At 66.2% G+C, this 13514-nt stretch carries 14 protein-coding genes and 1 pseudogene; 9 read left to right on the top strand and 6 right to left on the bottom strand.

The features are described 5' to 3' along the window. Both ADBZ6K_RS11000 and ADBZ6K_RS10995 read right to left on the bottom strand, forming a co-directional pair. On the bottom strand, positions 1-1077 hold the full coding sequence (locus tag ADBZ6K_RS11000; protein WP_526346437.1) for an MmpL3/TtfA transport complex stabilizer: 1077 nt from the start codon (positions 1075-1077) through the stop codon (positions 1-3). 378 nt (positions 1078-1455) lie between these two features. Next, complete coding sequence (locus tag ADBZ6K_RS10995; protein WP_526346435.1) at positions 1456-2352, bottom strand: peptidoglycan recognition protein family protein; 897 nt, start codon at positions 2350-2352, stop codon at positions 1456-1458. A gap of 75 nt (positions 2353-2427) precedes the next feature. Here ADBZ6K_RS10995 and ADBZ6K_RS10990 point away from each other — a divergent pair, with 75 nt between their 5' ends. The 7 genes from ADBZ6K_RS10990 (at position 2428) to ADBZ6K_RS10960 (ending at position 8508) form a co-directional block, all read left to right on the top strand. Further along, the gene (locus tag ADBZ6K_RS10990) at positions 2428-2637 is read left to right on the top strand and encodes a hypothetical protein (protein WP_526346433.1); all 210 of its coding nucleotides are present in this window, start codon (positions 2428-2430) and stop codon (positions 2635-2637) included. A gap of 64 nt (positions 2638-2701) precedes the next feature. Then, positions 2702-3535 (top strand): acyl-CoA dehydrogenase family protein, encoded by an 834-nt coding sequence (locus tag ADBZ6K_RS10985; RefSeq protein WP_526346431.1) that lies wholly within the window; start codon positions 2702-2704, stop codon positions 3533-3535. Positions 3536-3664: 129 nt separating this feature from the next. After that, complete coding sequence (locus ADBZ6K_RS10980) at positions 3665-4021, top strand: hypothetical protein (RefSeq protein WP_526346429.1); 357 nt, start codon at positions 3665-3667, stop codon at positions 4019-4021. 133 nt (positions 4022-4154) lie between these two features. Next, positions 4155-4436 carry a hypothetical protein gene (locus ADBZ6K_RS10975; RefSeq protein ID WP_526346427.1) on the top strand — a complete coding sequence of 94 codons (282 nt, stop codon included), beginning with the start codon at positions 4155-4157 and terminating at the stop codon, positions 4434-4436. 170 nt (positions 4437-4606) lie between these two features. Continuing rightward, the gene (locus tag ADBZ6K_RS10970; RefSeq protein ID WP_526346425.1) at positions 4607-6073 is read left to right on the top strand and encodes an amino acid ABC transporter substrate-binding protein/permease; all 1467 of its coding nucleotides are present in this window, start codon (positions 4607-4609) and stop codon (positions 6071-6073) included. Continuing rightward, positions 6070-6843 (top strand): amino acid ABC transporter ATP-binding protein, encoded by a 774-nt coding sequence (locus ADBZ6K_RS10965; protein ID WP_526346423.1) that lies wholly within the window; start codon positions 6070-6072, stop codon positions 6841-6843. The genes ADBZ6K_RS10970 and ADBZ6K_RS10965 overlap by 4 nt, the downstream gene beginning before the upstream one ends. A 129-nt stretch (positions 6844-6972) precedes the next feature. Next, positions 6973-8508, top strand: a complete 1536-nt coding sequence (locus tag ADBZ6K_RS10960) for an amino acid permease (protein WP_526346421.1) — start codon at positions 6973-6975, stop codon at positions 8506-8508. Between the two features lie 15 nt (positions 8509-8523). Here the strand turns inward: ADBZ6K_RS10960 and ADBZ6K_RS10955 are convergent, their stop codons facing one another. From ADBZ6K_RS10955 to ADBZ6K_RS10945, 3 genes and pseudogenes are all read right to left on the bottom strand, one after another. Continuing rightward, positions 8524-8745: a hypothetical protein gene (locus tag ADBZ6K_RS10955; RefSeq protein ID WP_526346839.1), complete on the bottom strand. Its 222-nt coding sequence runs from the start codon at positions 8743-8745 to the stop codon at positions 8524-8526. Next, a pseudogene (locus ADBZ6K_RS10950) lies at positions 8744-9971 on the bottom strand (MMPL family transporter); the annotation flags it as partial. The gene ADBZ6K_RS10955 and the pseudogene ADBZ6K_RS10950, both read right to left, overlap by 2 nt. A 23-nt stretch (positions 9972-9994) precedes the next feature. Beyond that, on the bottom strand, positions 9995-10687 hold the full coding sequence (locus tag ADBZ6K_RS10945) for a FadR/GntR family transcriptional regulator (RefSeq protein ID WP_526346419.1): 693 nt from the start codon (positions 10685-10687) through the stop codon (positions 9995-9997). Positions 10688-10824: 137 nt separating this feature from the next. Between ADBZ6K_RS10945 and ADBZ6K_RS10940 the strand changes: the two genes are divergently transcribed. Further along, entirely contained in the window at positions 10825-11199 is a 375-nt protein-coding gene (locus ADBZ6K_RS10940; protein ID WP_526346417.1) for an FCD domain-containing protein, read from the top strand. A gap of 21 nt (positions 11200-11220) precedes the next feature. On the opposite strand, the gene ADBZ6K_RS10935 is transcribed toward ADBZ6K_RS10940, so the two are convergent. Further along, on the bottom strand, positions 11221-11799 hold the full coding sequence (locus tag ADBZ6K_RS10935; protein WP_526346415.1) for a helix-turn-helix domain-containing protein: 579 nt from the start codon (positions 11797-11799) through the stop codon (positions 11221-11223). Positions 11800-11952: 153 nt separating this feature from the next. Here ADBZ6K_RS10935 and ADBZ6K_RS10930 point away from each other — a divergent pair, with 153 nt between their 5' ends. Beyond that, positions 11953-13473: an amino acid permease gene (locus ADBZ6K_RS10930; protein ID WP_526346413.1), complete on the top strand. Its 1521-nt coding sequence runs from the start codon at positions 11953-11955 to the stop codon at positions 13471-13473. Positions 13474-13514: the final 41 nt, after the last annotated feature.

Below are 13514 nucleotides of genomic sequence, written 5' to 3'. Positions count from 1 at the left end.
TCAGGCAGTAGCCCGCTCGAGCGCACGGTGCCGGGGCGGCAGTGCCTGCCGGCCGGTTCCCGCGTGCGAACGGCGAAGCGCCCTGGTCACCGTCAGCGCGAACTCCGTGACCTCGCCCGCGTAGTCGGCGACGACGAGCTTGCCTCCGTCGGCGCTCACCGCGACGGATGAGGGCCGCGCACCCACGGTGATGGTGCCGACGACCTCGTTGGTCCGCACGGACAGCTCCGCCACGTGGTCGTAGTCCACGATGTAGAGCCGCGTGCCGTCCGGGGTGATCGCCATCTGTGTCGGCGCGCCACCGATCGCGATGGCGCCCGCGACCGCCTTGGCTGCCACGTCGACGGCGATGATCGCGCCCCCGCGCACGCGGTCGGAGGTCAGCAGGTATGCGGTGCCGTCGGGGCCGATCGCCAGATCCCGGATCGGCGCGTCGATGCGCAGTGCCGATTCGACGCGCGCGGTCTCGGCATTGACCAGCAGCAGCCGGCCGCCGCGCACATCGGAGGTGGCGACGTAGAGCCGCTTGCCGGTTGCGTCGACGCGCAACGCGTCGATGGTCAGCGCGGGGCCGTCGGCGATGTCGATGGTGCCGACCCGCTCGGCGGTGGTGTCGATGACGGCGATGTCGACGGTGTCGTTGCCGGAGCGGCCGGCGAACACCCGCTTGCCGTCGGGGCCGACCGCCAACGCGGTGATGGAGAAGGCCAGCGGATAGGTCGCGGTGACCGCCTTGGCGGCGGTATCGACCACCGTGACGGTGTCGTAGCCGGCCGAGGAGGTGGCGACATAGGCCAGGTCGTTGGCGATGCACGCCGCGACGGGTTCACCGCCGACCGCGACACTCTCGACGGACGGGACGGCCGGCTGGATGACCGAGACTGTCTCGTCGCCGTAGTTGGTGACGACAACGGTGCCGCTGTCCGGGTCGACGCCGACGTCACCGATCGGCCCACGCCAGGCGCCGAACGTGCCTGCGACCTCATGGTCATGCGAGGCAGCCACGGTCGGCTCCGGTGCGGTCGGTTTCTTGCGCGTGATGATATTCATCAGCTCGTTGGCCAGCTTGTACGCCATGGTCGTCGGCACCTCCGCCGGCGCATGCGTCCAACCGGCCTAGTTCGATGTCAGTGTTGCGGTGTGTCGGCGCCACGGTGGCGCGGTTCCGGTCGAGTCTAGTGACGAAAAGTCCGATCAAAATCCCGCGCGGCGCGGATTCGAGCCTCGGCGCCGGACGGCTCTCAGATGTCGCTTAAGAAGATCTTCGTTACGACATTGTTATGTTTACAAAGCTATGGCAAATATGCACCGTGACGTGGATGTTTAGCGCATGTGGCGAATTCATCACGAGCCACAGGGGTCACAGCGTGCATTTCGTCTTCTTACCTGCCGATTCGAAAATGAGCTCCAAATCACATCGCGACACATCAGCAAACTTCGTCACTGCACGGCGTGTCACGGCCCGATGGTTTCGGGGCGGGCGGTGAGCAACACCTGGGCCGGCGGGATCACCCGCAGCCTCAGCGCCGCGGCCGTCTGCGGTCCTACGATGCCGTCCACCTGCAACCCCGGCGTACGTCGCTGGAACTCCCGCACCGCGGCCTCGGTGCTGGGCCCGAACATGCCGTCGATCACGAGATTGCCCGCGTATGAACTGTAGGAGTACTTGAGCCGGCGCTGCAGCTCGGCCACCTGCGGGCCCTCCGAACCGCGGAACAGCAGGATGTCCGCGTACTCGCCGACCGGGACCGGCGGCCGAGGCGTGGGCGCAGGATCGGGGATCGTGCCGATCTGGAGCTGGATGTCCCCGCGCAGGATATCCATGTTGATGGCGCCGGGATCCCACTTACCCTGTGCGCGGCCGGCGTACTCCTTATGGCCGATCGTGCGGCTCGAGTTCTGCGCCAGCCTGCGGTTGATCGCGGCGCAGGACCGCACCAGGGCGGTGTACTGCGCATCGGGCCAGTTGGTTCGGTGCGGCGCAGTCGGGCTGGTGCCGCTGTTGGCGCATTCGATGCCGATCATGTGCCAGTTGCCCATGTTGGTGGGCAGCCACGGATACTGGCCGACCCCGGCGTGCCACGCCACGCCGACCGCCACGACGGTGACCGTGCCGTCACGGGCGATATGCAGTTGCGACAGCGGTCCCGGCAGGTCCGGCCTGCCCTCGGCGATGGACGCGGCGCTGGCGTAGTCGGAACCCGTGTGGTGGACCATCACCCCGCGGATGTCCTTGAAGTCGCCGTGGCCGCGGGTCCGCCAGCCCGGATACTCGACCGGCCTGAGGCCCTCGGCCCGCAGCACGTCGACCAACCACACCGGGTCGCCGGTCCAGGGCCCTGTCTGTGGCACGACACGTCTCCTTCCGGCCGGATCCCCGGCACCGTTGCCGACAGATCCCGCGCGAGACAAGCCTAGGCTGAAGGGGTGTCGGACAAGCGGCTGATGCTCGCGGCGGCGGCGTTCGGTGTGCTGGCGCTGGGCGCGGGTGGCCTGCAGTTGTGGGCGTACGTGCTCTCGGCGCAGCCGCAGCATCTGATCCTGGCCGTGTTCGCCCTCACGGTCGGCGGGTGCGTGCTTACCGCGACCGGTGCGGCACTACGCCGCGTGCGCCGCCGTCACCGGACCGGTGGATAGCTAATCCGGCTGGGCCACAATCGCTTTGCTGCCATCCCCGACGAACACCCGCTAACGTCGGGCCGTGACCACGAGCCTGATCGACAGCGCGCACCGCATCGCCGACACCGTCCTGTTCCCGGCGGCGCTCGAGGTGGACCGGACGGGCAGCGTGCCCGAGACCCACTGGAACGCGCTCGCGGACGCCGGGCTGTACAGCATCGCGGCGCCGGTGGAGTTCGGTGGCCCCGGGTTGCCGTTCGGTGGCCTCATCGAGATCCTCGAGATCCTGGCGGGCGGCTGGCGGCTGGCGGGTCACGCGCCGTTCGTCAGCGGCTGGGGCGTCGTCGATGTCATCCAGTTCTCCGCGGGCGACGTCGAGACCGGTGACATCGTCGCCGGCCTCGTCGCCGCGCGGGATCAGCCGGGGTTCACCGTGATCCGGCCGCAGGACCTGTTCGTCGCCGACGCGTCGCGAACCGTATCCCTCGACGTCGACGGCCTCGTGATCGCCGACGAGCGCATTGTGTCCCGGGTGTCGCGCGCCGAGTTCATGGCCACCCAGAACGTCGGCTCCCGCCTCAACGCCACGCTGCCCATCGGCGTCGCCGGCCGCTGCGTGCGCGTACTCGACGAGGCGGGCGAAAGCGATGCCGCCGCCGCGCTGCGAGCGACCGCCGACGACGTCAGCGCCCGGCTCGACGCCGGCCTGGCCGACGCCGCGACCCTGCTCCAGGCGCGCGCGGACGGCTGCGAACTGGCGGTGCGCGCGGCGTCGGCAGTCGTGGCAGTATGCGGCGGTCCGGCGCTGCTGCGCTCTGCCTACCCCCAGCTGCTGGCGCGTTGGGCCGCGTTCACCTTGGTGGCGGCCAGCCGGCCCGATCTGAAGCGGGCACTGGTCGGCCGCCTGTCGCGATGACGGCCTGCCGACGTTCTCCCCCAGATCTCCACACGGACTCCAAGCACCGACCCTCCCACCCCCGGCAACATCGAGACCGTCAACAAACACCGAGAAGCCCATCGGCTCTCCGGCACAGGGGGTTTCACCATGACTGCGACGCTCGATTCGACGGCACCGGCGGCGCGGGGGACGACGCTGCGCGCCGCACTGCTCACTCTGTTCGCGATGGCCGCGGGCGCGGTGGGTGTGCTGCTGACACCAGCAGCCGTCGCGGAGGCCCAGGCCCAGTCGGCGGTGGTCACGATCGGCCAGCTCGAGGCCCAGGGCTTCGACGTCCGGGTCGACCGGATCGGCAGCGCGCCGCTGGACCAATGTGTGGTCACCAGCGTGCGCAATCCCAACGAACGGACCCAGCTCGTCGAGGTGGAGCGGCGCGGCCGCGACATCCTGGTCCCCATCGTCGTGGCGCGCACCATCACCGTCTCGCTGGACTGCTCGCGCTGATCGGCGCCCCGGCAGGGCTGATGCGCCCGGGGCCGACGCGTCGCGCCCGGGTCGCGGCCCGGCAAAGCAGGATCATAGAGATTCCATAGCGGGCGCTTGGAACCTCCTCAGTTTGCCGGCGCACTGTGGAATCATGACCGGGCCCACTCAGACACCGCCGCGACGCCGCGGCATCCATCATGGTGAGCGGACGCACGGCATACCGCCCGTACGCATCGCACTGGCAGGCGGTTTCTGGGTACTGCTGCTCGCCGTGATGCTGACCGGCCCGCAGTGGGCCCAGTGGACCGCCACGCTGGCGGCATTCGCCACGGCGTTCGTGCTGATCGTCCTCGGCGAAGTGGGCTGGGAGCGCACGGTGGCCAGCGCACGACGCGCGGGCTTGGTCGCCCCGCCCTCCGACGCCATGCGCTAACGAGGCCGCGGCCGGAGGATTTTCACCGCCGGCCGTAGATCACGCCACGCATCCATTTGGTAACTAGTGAGTTTCCTCGGCCGCCTTCGCCCGACAGGCCGGCTCCCATCGCATTAGCGTCGGATCCCCGCGTCATGCATCCCCGCGTAATGCCCAGATGGGAGGCCGCCATGCCAGCCGAGTGTCCACAGCGCCCCGACGGCACGCAGTCGCGACGATTAGCGATTCTGGTCGCGGCGCTGCTCGTCACCCTGTTCGGCACCGGAATCCTGGCCCCCGCCAACGCTTCCGCGCAGGATGAGACTTACCTCATCGCCACCGACATCACCTTCGCCCCATTCGAGTTCCAGGACGAGAGCGGCCAATTCGTCGGCATCGACATCGATCTCATCAACGCGATCGCCCAGGACCAGAATTTCAAGATCACGATCAAACCGCTTGGCTTCGACGCTGCCCTGCAGGCGGTGCAGGCCAATCAGGCCGACGGTGTCATCGCAGGCATGTCCATCACCGACGAACGCAAGAAGGTGTTCGACTTCTCCGAGCCCTATTTCGAGTCCGGTGTCCAGATGGCGGTGCTGGCGACGAACAACGAGATCAAGTCCTACGACGATCTGCGCGGCAAGCGGGTGGCGGTCAAGAACGGTACCGAGGGCGCAGATTTCGCCGAGTCGATCAAGGACAAGTACGGGTTCAATACGGTGTACTTCGCCGACTCCGCCTCGATGTACGACGAGGTGCGTACGGGCAACTCCCAGGCCATCTTCGACGACTACCCGGTGCTGCAGTACGGCATCGCCCAGGGCAACGGCTTCAAGACGGTGACGCCGAAAGAGAAGGGCTCCAGCTACGGCTTCGCCGTCAACAAGGGCCGAAATGCCGAACTGCTGCAGAAGTTCAACACCGGTCTGAACAACCTTCGCGAATCCGGCCGCTACGACGAGATCATCAACAGCTATCTCGGCGAAGGCGCTGCCGAGACCGACAATTCGTTCCTCGGCCTGTTGAAGAGCACCTTCCCGTTGTTGATGGAAGGCCTCAAGATGACCCTCGTCTTGACGGTCGTCTCCATCGCCATCGCACTGGTGCTCGGCATCATCTTCGGGCTCCTGCGGGTATCACGCTCCATCTGGCTACGCGCCATCGGCACCACCTACGTCGACATCTTCCGCGGGACACCGCTGCTGGTGCAGGCGTTCTTCATCTACTTCGGCATCCCGGCAGCGCTCGGTTTCCAAATGTCGGCACTGACCGCGGGCATCATCACGCTGTCGCTCAACGCGGGCGCCTACATGACCGAAATCGTCCGCGGCGGAATCCAGTCGGTGGACAAGGGACAAATGGAGGCGTCGCGCAGCCTGGGCATCGGCTACCTACCGACCATGCGCAGAGTGATTCTGCCTCAAGCGATCCGGACGATGATCCCGTCGTACATCAACCAGTTCGTCATCACCCTCAAGGACACCTCGATCCTGTCGGTGATCGGCATCGCCGAGCTGACCCAGACCGGGCGGATCATCATCGCCCGCAACTTCCAGTCGTTCAACATGTGGTTGATCATCGGCATCATCTATTTCATCGTCATCATGGCGCTCACCAAGCTGTCGGACCGCCTCGAGAAAAGGATCGTGAAATGAACGATTTGGTACCCGAGTCCGCCGCGGCCGAACCACCGGGCACGGTGAAGATCCGCATCGAGGGACTGAAGAAGGCGTTCGGTGACCTGGTGGTGCTCAACGGTATCGACACCACGATCAGCCAGGGCGAGGTCGTCTGCGTGATCGGCCCGTCCGGCTCGGGGAAGTCGACCTTCCTGCGCTGCCTGAACAAGCTGGAGGACATCACCGCGGGCAAAGTCACGGTCGACGAGTTCGACCTGACGAACCCGAAAGTGGATCTCGACAAGGTACGCCAGCACATCGGGATGGTGTTCCAGCACTTCAACCTGTTCCCGCATATGACGGTCATCGACAACGTCACTCTCGCTCCGCTGCTGACCAAGAAGATGGACAAGGCGGCGGCGCAGAAGCGAGCGATGGAGTTGCTCGGTCAGGTCGGGCTGGCGGAGAAGGCGCAAGTGAAGCCTGCGACGCTGTCGGGCGGCCAGAAGCAGCGGGTCGCCATCGCCCGTGCCCTCGCGATGAACCCCGACATCATGCTGTTCGACGAGGCGACCAGCGCGCTGGACCCGGAGATGGTCGGCGACGTCCTGGAGGTGCTGCGCGAACTCGCCGAGGGCGGCATGACCATGGTGGTGGTCACCCACGAGATGGGCTTTGCGCGCGAGGTGTCGTCGCGGGTGATATTCATGGCCGACGGCAACATCGTCGAGGACGACAGCCCTGAGGAGGTCTTCGGCAATCCCAAACACCCACGTCTGCAGGAGTTTCTGTCGAAGGTGCTGTAACCGTCGCGTCACACCGTGCCCGTCGCGGTTGCGCGCTTCCAGCGAATTCCCGCACGCCCGAAACCGTCGGTGACCGCACCGAAAAGTCGCTAGCATCAGGTGCCTACCGCACAGACCTGGGAGGTCCCCATGCAGATAGAAGCGCACGACCCCCATCACCTTCCCGAGAAGGACCTCCAGGACAAGGGACTCTCGCACAACTCGGTTGGCCTGCTCGGCGGTACGGTGCTCGGCATCTCGTCGGTGGCCCCGGCGTACGCCCTGACGGCCACCATCGGCATCCTGGTCGCCGAGGCAGGCTCGAAGATGGCCGTCGTCATCATCGCCGGATTCCTGCCGATGTTCTTCGCCGCCTACGCCTACCGCGAGTTCAACAAGGTCGCACCGGACTGCGGGACGTCATTCACGTGGACCACCAAGGCATTCGGGCCCTACATCGGCTGGCTCGGCGGCTGGGCGGCGGTGCTCGCGACGGTGATCGTGCTGTCCAATCTGGCCGGCGTCGCCGTGCAGTTCTTCTACCAGTTCATCGGCGACCTGTTCGGCAGTGAGCAGATCGCCGGACTATGGGAGAACCGCCTGGTCAACGTGGTCACCTGTTTGGTCTTCCTGGCGGCGGCCACCTCCGTGGCCTACCGCGGGATCACCACGACGGAGAAGGTGCAGTTCGTCCTGGTGGGTTTCCAGATGGTGGTCTTGCTGGTGTTCGCGGGAGTCGCGATCGCCAAATCCGACAGCTCGGAGACCGGGATCCCGTTCAGCCTCGACTGGTTCAGTCCCGCCGGCCTGACGCTGTCGGCGTTCATCGCGGGCCTGTCCGGGTCGATCTTCGCGTTCTGGGGGTGGGACACCGCGCTGACCGTGAACGAGGAATCCAAGGATTCAGACAAGACACCGGGGCGCGCGGCGCTGCTGTGCGTCGTGTCGATCCTGCTGACCTATCTGCTGGTGGCCTGTGCCACCCAGATGTATGCCGGGGTCGGCACCGACGGACTCGGTCTGGGCAACGAGGAGATCGCCGACAACGTGTTCGGGGCCCTTGCCGAACCCGTGCTGGGCGGGCCGCTGCACCTGTTCCTGTTCCTGGCTGTGCTGGCGTCCAGCGCCGCCAGCCTGATCACCACCTTCCTGCCGACGTCGCGAACGATGCTGGCGATGGGGACCTATAAGGCGTTCCCGTCCAAGTTCGCGACCGTGCATCCCCGGTTCCTCACCCCGTCCTTCGCGACGGTAGCGGCCGGCGTCGGATCGGCGATCTTCTACACGACGCTGACCGTCTTCAGCGAGAAGGTGCTCACCGACACGATCTACTCGCTGGGCATCATGATCTGCTTCTACTACGGCCTGACCGCGTTCGCGTGCATCTGGTACTTCCGCAACGAGCTGTTCTCGAGCTTCAGCAGCTTCATCTTCAAGCTCCTGTTCCCGCTGCTGGGCGGGTTGGGTCTGCTAGGAGTGTTCGTCCAGACGCTCATCGACAGCGCCTCGCCCGACTACGGCAGCGGTGCGAGCATCGGCGGTGTCGGGCTGGTGCTCATCCTCGGGCTCGGGCTGATCCTGATCGGGCTGATCTTCATGTTCGCGATGCGGGCAAGTCAGCCGGAGTTCTTCCGCGGCGAGACGCTGAGGAAGGACACCCCCGTGCTCGTCGTCGACGAACCCTGACACACCCGTGCCCGTTCAGGCCGTCAACCGGGCGACGTCGGCGACGAACGCGTCGACGTCTTCGGGCTGGGTGTCGAAGCTGCACACCCACCGCACCTCGCCGGTGGACGCGTCCCAGTCGTAGAAGCCGAAACACTCCCGCAACCGGTCGGCGACTCCGGGCGGCAGCACGGCGAAGACGGCGTTGGACTGGGTCGGCTGGGTGAACTCGACACCGCGTACGGCGGGGTCGTGCAAGACCGGCGGGCAGTTCCTCCTTGAACCGGGCCACCAGCATCAGGTTGTAGTCGGCCCCGACGGCAAGCAGGATCATGATCGCCATCGGCATCACCATCCAGTGCAGCGGAAGGCCGACGACGTACTGCCACAGCAGAACCGAGAGACCGAACGACACGCCGAGCGACAGCAAGACGGTGCCGACGATCACGATCGCGGCGACCAGGCTCCGCGTGATGAGCAGCATGACGGCGACAATCAGGCAGACCGTGGCGATTCCGCGATGCCCAGGTCGTAGCGCGATCCCTGCGCAAGGTCATGGTAGGTGGCGGCGGTGCCGCCCAGCGACACCTTGGCGTCCTCCAGCGGGGTGCCCTTGAGCGCCTCGATCGCCGCCAGCTGGATCGGTTCGACGCGAGACAGCCCTTCGCCCGACGCCGGGTCGTCGCGGTGGGAGATGATCTTCCGCAGCGACTTTCCGTCCGGGGAGATGAAAAAGGTCCATGGCGCGCCGGAAGTCGGGATTGTCGAACACCTCCGGTGGCAGATAGCGTTGATGCCGTCGCGCGAGTCGAACATCGAGCGGACCGACCAGCACAGCGGGATGTTGTAGCAGTGCGGTTCCCAGTGCAGGTAGTTGCGCAGCGGCCGGAAGAAGTCGTCGAAATCGGCCATACCGTCCCGCAGTTCGCGCCCGTGGCCTGCATCTCGGCCGTGCCGACGACGAGATCGTCGGTGATTCCCGCCATCCGGGATATGAGGGCGTACATCCGGTTCATGATCGCCACCGTGTTGCCCAGATCCTCGGCCTGGGCCTTCATATCGTCGAGGCGGTCGAACATCAGCTTCATGTTCTGTTGCTGGCCGACGCCCTGCATGCTGATGCGGAACGGGATCGAGGTGTTCTCGATCGGCGTGTCCTTCGGCCGGGTTACCGTCTGTACCCGTGCCACGCCCGGCACCCGGAACACGGCCTTGGCCAGTTTGTCGATCACCAGGAAATCCGCCGGGTTTCGCAGATCGCGGTCCGTCTCGATCAGCATGACCTCCGGGTTCATCCGGGCCGCGGAGAAGTGCCGATCCGCCGCGACATAACCCTCGTTCGCCGGGATGTCAGCGGGGATGAACCGGCGGTCGTCGTAGCTGGGTTGATAGATGGGCACCGCCGTCAGCCCCACCAGCGCCGCGGCCAACGACGCCAGCAGGATCGGCACGGGCCAGCGCACCACCGACGTGCCGATCCGGCGTGTCGGCCCGGCCCGGTGGGTGATCAGCTCATCAGGCGTGTGACGGCCTCGTCGACGATCTTCAGATGGTCGGCCATCGCCGCGGATGCACGATCGGCCGCTCCGGCGGCGATCGCGTCGATGATGGCCCGATGCTCGACGCCGTTGCGCTCCCGCCGCATGGGCAGTGTGTTGATCATTTTGGATTGCTCGGCGAGCGCCTCCCGGATGTCGTCGACGACGGACGCGAACACCGGATTGCCGCTGGACTGCGCGATGCAGAGGTGGAATTCGCCGTCCAGCCGGACCCATTCGGACGGATCCTCGACGACGTCCATCGCGCTGACGAGCGTGCGCATCCGCTCCAGCTGCTCGTCGGTGCGTCGGTGGGCGGCCAGACCCGCCGCGGGCACTTCGATATGAGGCCGCGCTTCGCGCAGCGCCTGCGCCGTGTAGCGCCCGAGCGACTCCACCCGGACCCGGTCCGCGACCACGAATGTGCCGCGGCCGGTGTGCGTTTCCGTCAAGCCCAGCGCGGTCGTGGACCGCAGCGCCTCGCGGATGACGGACCGACTGACGCCGTACCGGCCGGCCAGGGTCGCCTCGGCGGGGAGCTTGGCCCCGACAGGCAGGTCGCGTTCTTCGATGGATGCCCGCAGATCCGCCAGGACCGCCTCTGCCGCGCTCATCCGCGACATGCGTGGCTGTCGATCGGTCCAGCTATCAGACAGGTTCATGAGTGTGACTATACCCACTGATCGGACGCTATATCTCGCTTCATGTTGACAGCCTGGCCACAGTGCTCAACGATATTCGTATGAACCTGTCAGACAGCAGGGCAGCCAGTTATCCGGATAGTTGGCTAGAAGATGTCATGTCGGCGTGGGCATTGATCACCACCCAGTCGGCAGCCGACGCCGCCCGGCACGCGTCGGCGGAGGAGATCCACGGCCTCCGGACGCTGGTCGACACGATGGCGACACAGTCCGCATCCGACCAATGGTCCGATGTTGCGAGCGCGGTGTACTTCGGCATCGGCGAGGCCAGCGGCAACGCGGTCTTCGAGAGCCTCGTCTATGACCTCTGGCTCGTACTGGCGGGGTCGGGGGGCCGATGGGATGTCGCGGCGCGGCTGTGGCCGTCACGGCCCAGTGCGGAACGCTCACTTCAGGCGGTGATCACGGCGATCGCCGACGCCAGGCCCGAATCGGCCGCGGCGGCGATGCACAGCCATATCAACGGCAGGTGACGTGGCCGGACTTCCGCGGGCTTACTGCCGCGACAACGTCGCACGGTCGTTGCCGAGGACCGCGATGAGCACAGCCTCGCCACCGTCGGCGTGCCACCGGTAGGCGACGCCACTCCCGCACCTCATCCGGCCACCCGCGCCGAGTGCGTAATCCGTGTCCTCCCCGAACTGCGAGACGGTGACGACCACCCGCCCGCGGACGACGTAGAGCACGACCGGATAGAGATGAGCCTGCCAATCCTGACCTTCTCCGTCGGGCCTGGTCAGCTCGAGCACCTCGATCTGACCCTGCAGCCGGCCGAGAGAGCGGTCGGGTGCGTCTGCACTCGCCGGCTCGACGTCGACGACGCAGTCGGCCTCGGCGGCGCGCATGATGTCGACCGTGTTGGCGCCCAGCGCGGCCGCGATGGCGCTCAACGACTGCAGCGACGGACTCGCCCGGTTGTTCTCGACCTGCGACAGAAAGGGAATGGAGAGACCGCTCTGCTCGCTGAGTCGCGCGAGTGTCATCCCCCGCTGACGCCGCAGTGCGCGCACCGCGCGCCCGAGCGGCTGGCTCACGGACACCCGCTCGCCGGACTCACCGATGGTCTTACCCATTGTTTACATTGCCCGCTTTCGCCGGAGCCCCGGCTGGGATAACTTGCAAAAGTCTAACTGGATCAAATGTTTGATGCCATCGACGGAGCGGTCGAGCGGTTTGCATTGATCCGATCACCGCATCCACTTCACCGCATCCACTGAGGAATATCGATGAGCGCAATCCCTGCATCGAATACGGGGTATGACAACTCCGCGCTGAGCCAAGAAGATGAGGGCTACCACAAGGCCCTCAAGCCCCGCCAGATCCAGATGATCGCGATCGGCGGCGCGATCGGCACCGGCCTCTTCATGGGGGCCGGCAGCCGCCTCCACAACGCCGGGCCGGGTTTGTTCCTGGTCTACGCCTTCTGCGGCGTGTTCGTCTTCTTCATCCTTCGCGCGCTGGGCGAACTCGTGCTGCACCGCCCCTCCTCCGGGTCGTTCGTGTCCTACGCACGCGAATTCTTCGGCGAGAAGACCGCATTCGTCACCGGATGGATGTACTTCTTCAACTGGGCGATGACCGCAATCGTCGACGTCACGGCGATCGCGCTGTACTGCCACTACTGGGGCATGTTCAAGGCGATACCGCAGTGGTTGATCGCGCTGGTAGCGCTCGCCGTGGTGCTGGCATTCAACATGATCTCGGTCAAGCTGTTCGGAGAGCTGGAATTCTGGGCAGCGCTGATCAAGGTCCTGGCGCTGGTCACCTTCCTGGTCGTCGGCACGGTGTTCCTGGCAGGGAGATTCGAGATCGAGGGCGCCACTACGGGGTTCTCGGTGATCAGCGACAACGGGGGCATGTTCCCCCAGGGCCTGTTCGCGCTGGTCATCGTGACCTCTGGAGTGATCTTCGCCTACGCCGCGGTCGAGCTCGTCGGCATCGCGGCAGGTGAGACCGAGAATCCGGCCGCGATCATGCCGCGCGCGATCAACTCGGTGATCGTCCGCATCGCGGTGTTCTACGTGGGCTCGCTCATCCTGCTGGCCCTGTTGCTGCCCTACACCACCTACAAGGCCGGGGAGAGCCCGTTCGTGACGTTCTTCTCCAGGATCGGGGTCCCGGCCGCCGGCGGCATCATGAACCTGGTGGTGTTCACCGCGGCGCTGTCGAGCCTGAACGCCGGGTTGTACTCGACGGGACGGATCCTGCGGTCGCTGGCGCTCAACGGCAGCGCGCCGGCCTTCACCGGCAAGATGAACCGCAACGGCGTGCCCTTCGGCGGTATCGCGCTGACCGGCCTGCTCACCCTGGCCGGCGTCGGACTGAACCTGGTGGTTCCCTCCGAGGCGTTCAACATCGCGCTCGACCTGTCGGCGCTCGGCATCATCTCGACGTGGGGCATGATCGTGCTCTGCCAGTTGCAGCTGTACCGCTGGGAGAAGAAGGGTCTGGTGACACGGCCGTCCTTCCGGCTGCCCGGCGCGCCCTACACGAGCTATGCCACGTTGATCTTCCTCGGGGCGGTCACGGCCCTGATGTGCTACGAGAACTACTGGAACCTGGTGGCTCTCCTGGTCATCGTGCCTGCGCTGATCGGCGGCTGGTTCGCCGTTCGCCCCAAGGTGATGGCGATGGCGCAGAGCCGGATCGGCTACACCGGCGAGTACCCCGTCGTGCCGCCGATCGTCCCGCCCATCCCCTACCCCGAGCACGAGCATAAGGACAAGACGGACAAAGCCGACGACTGATACGGGACTGTCGTCGGGTGCCCGGCCGCACATGCGGCCGG

This window comes from Mycobacterium sp. (assembly GCF_044223235.1).
GTDB lineage: Bacteria > Actinomycetota > Actinomycetes > Mycobacteriales > Mycobacteriaceae > Mycobacterium.
The sequence above is the reverse complement of the archived record's forward strand: the minus strand, read 5'-3'. Positions and strand labels throughout refer to the sequence as shown.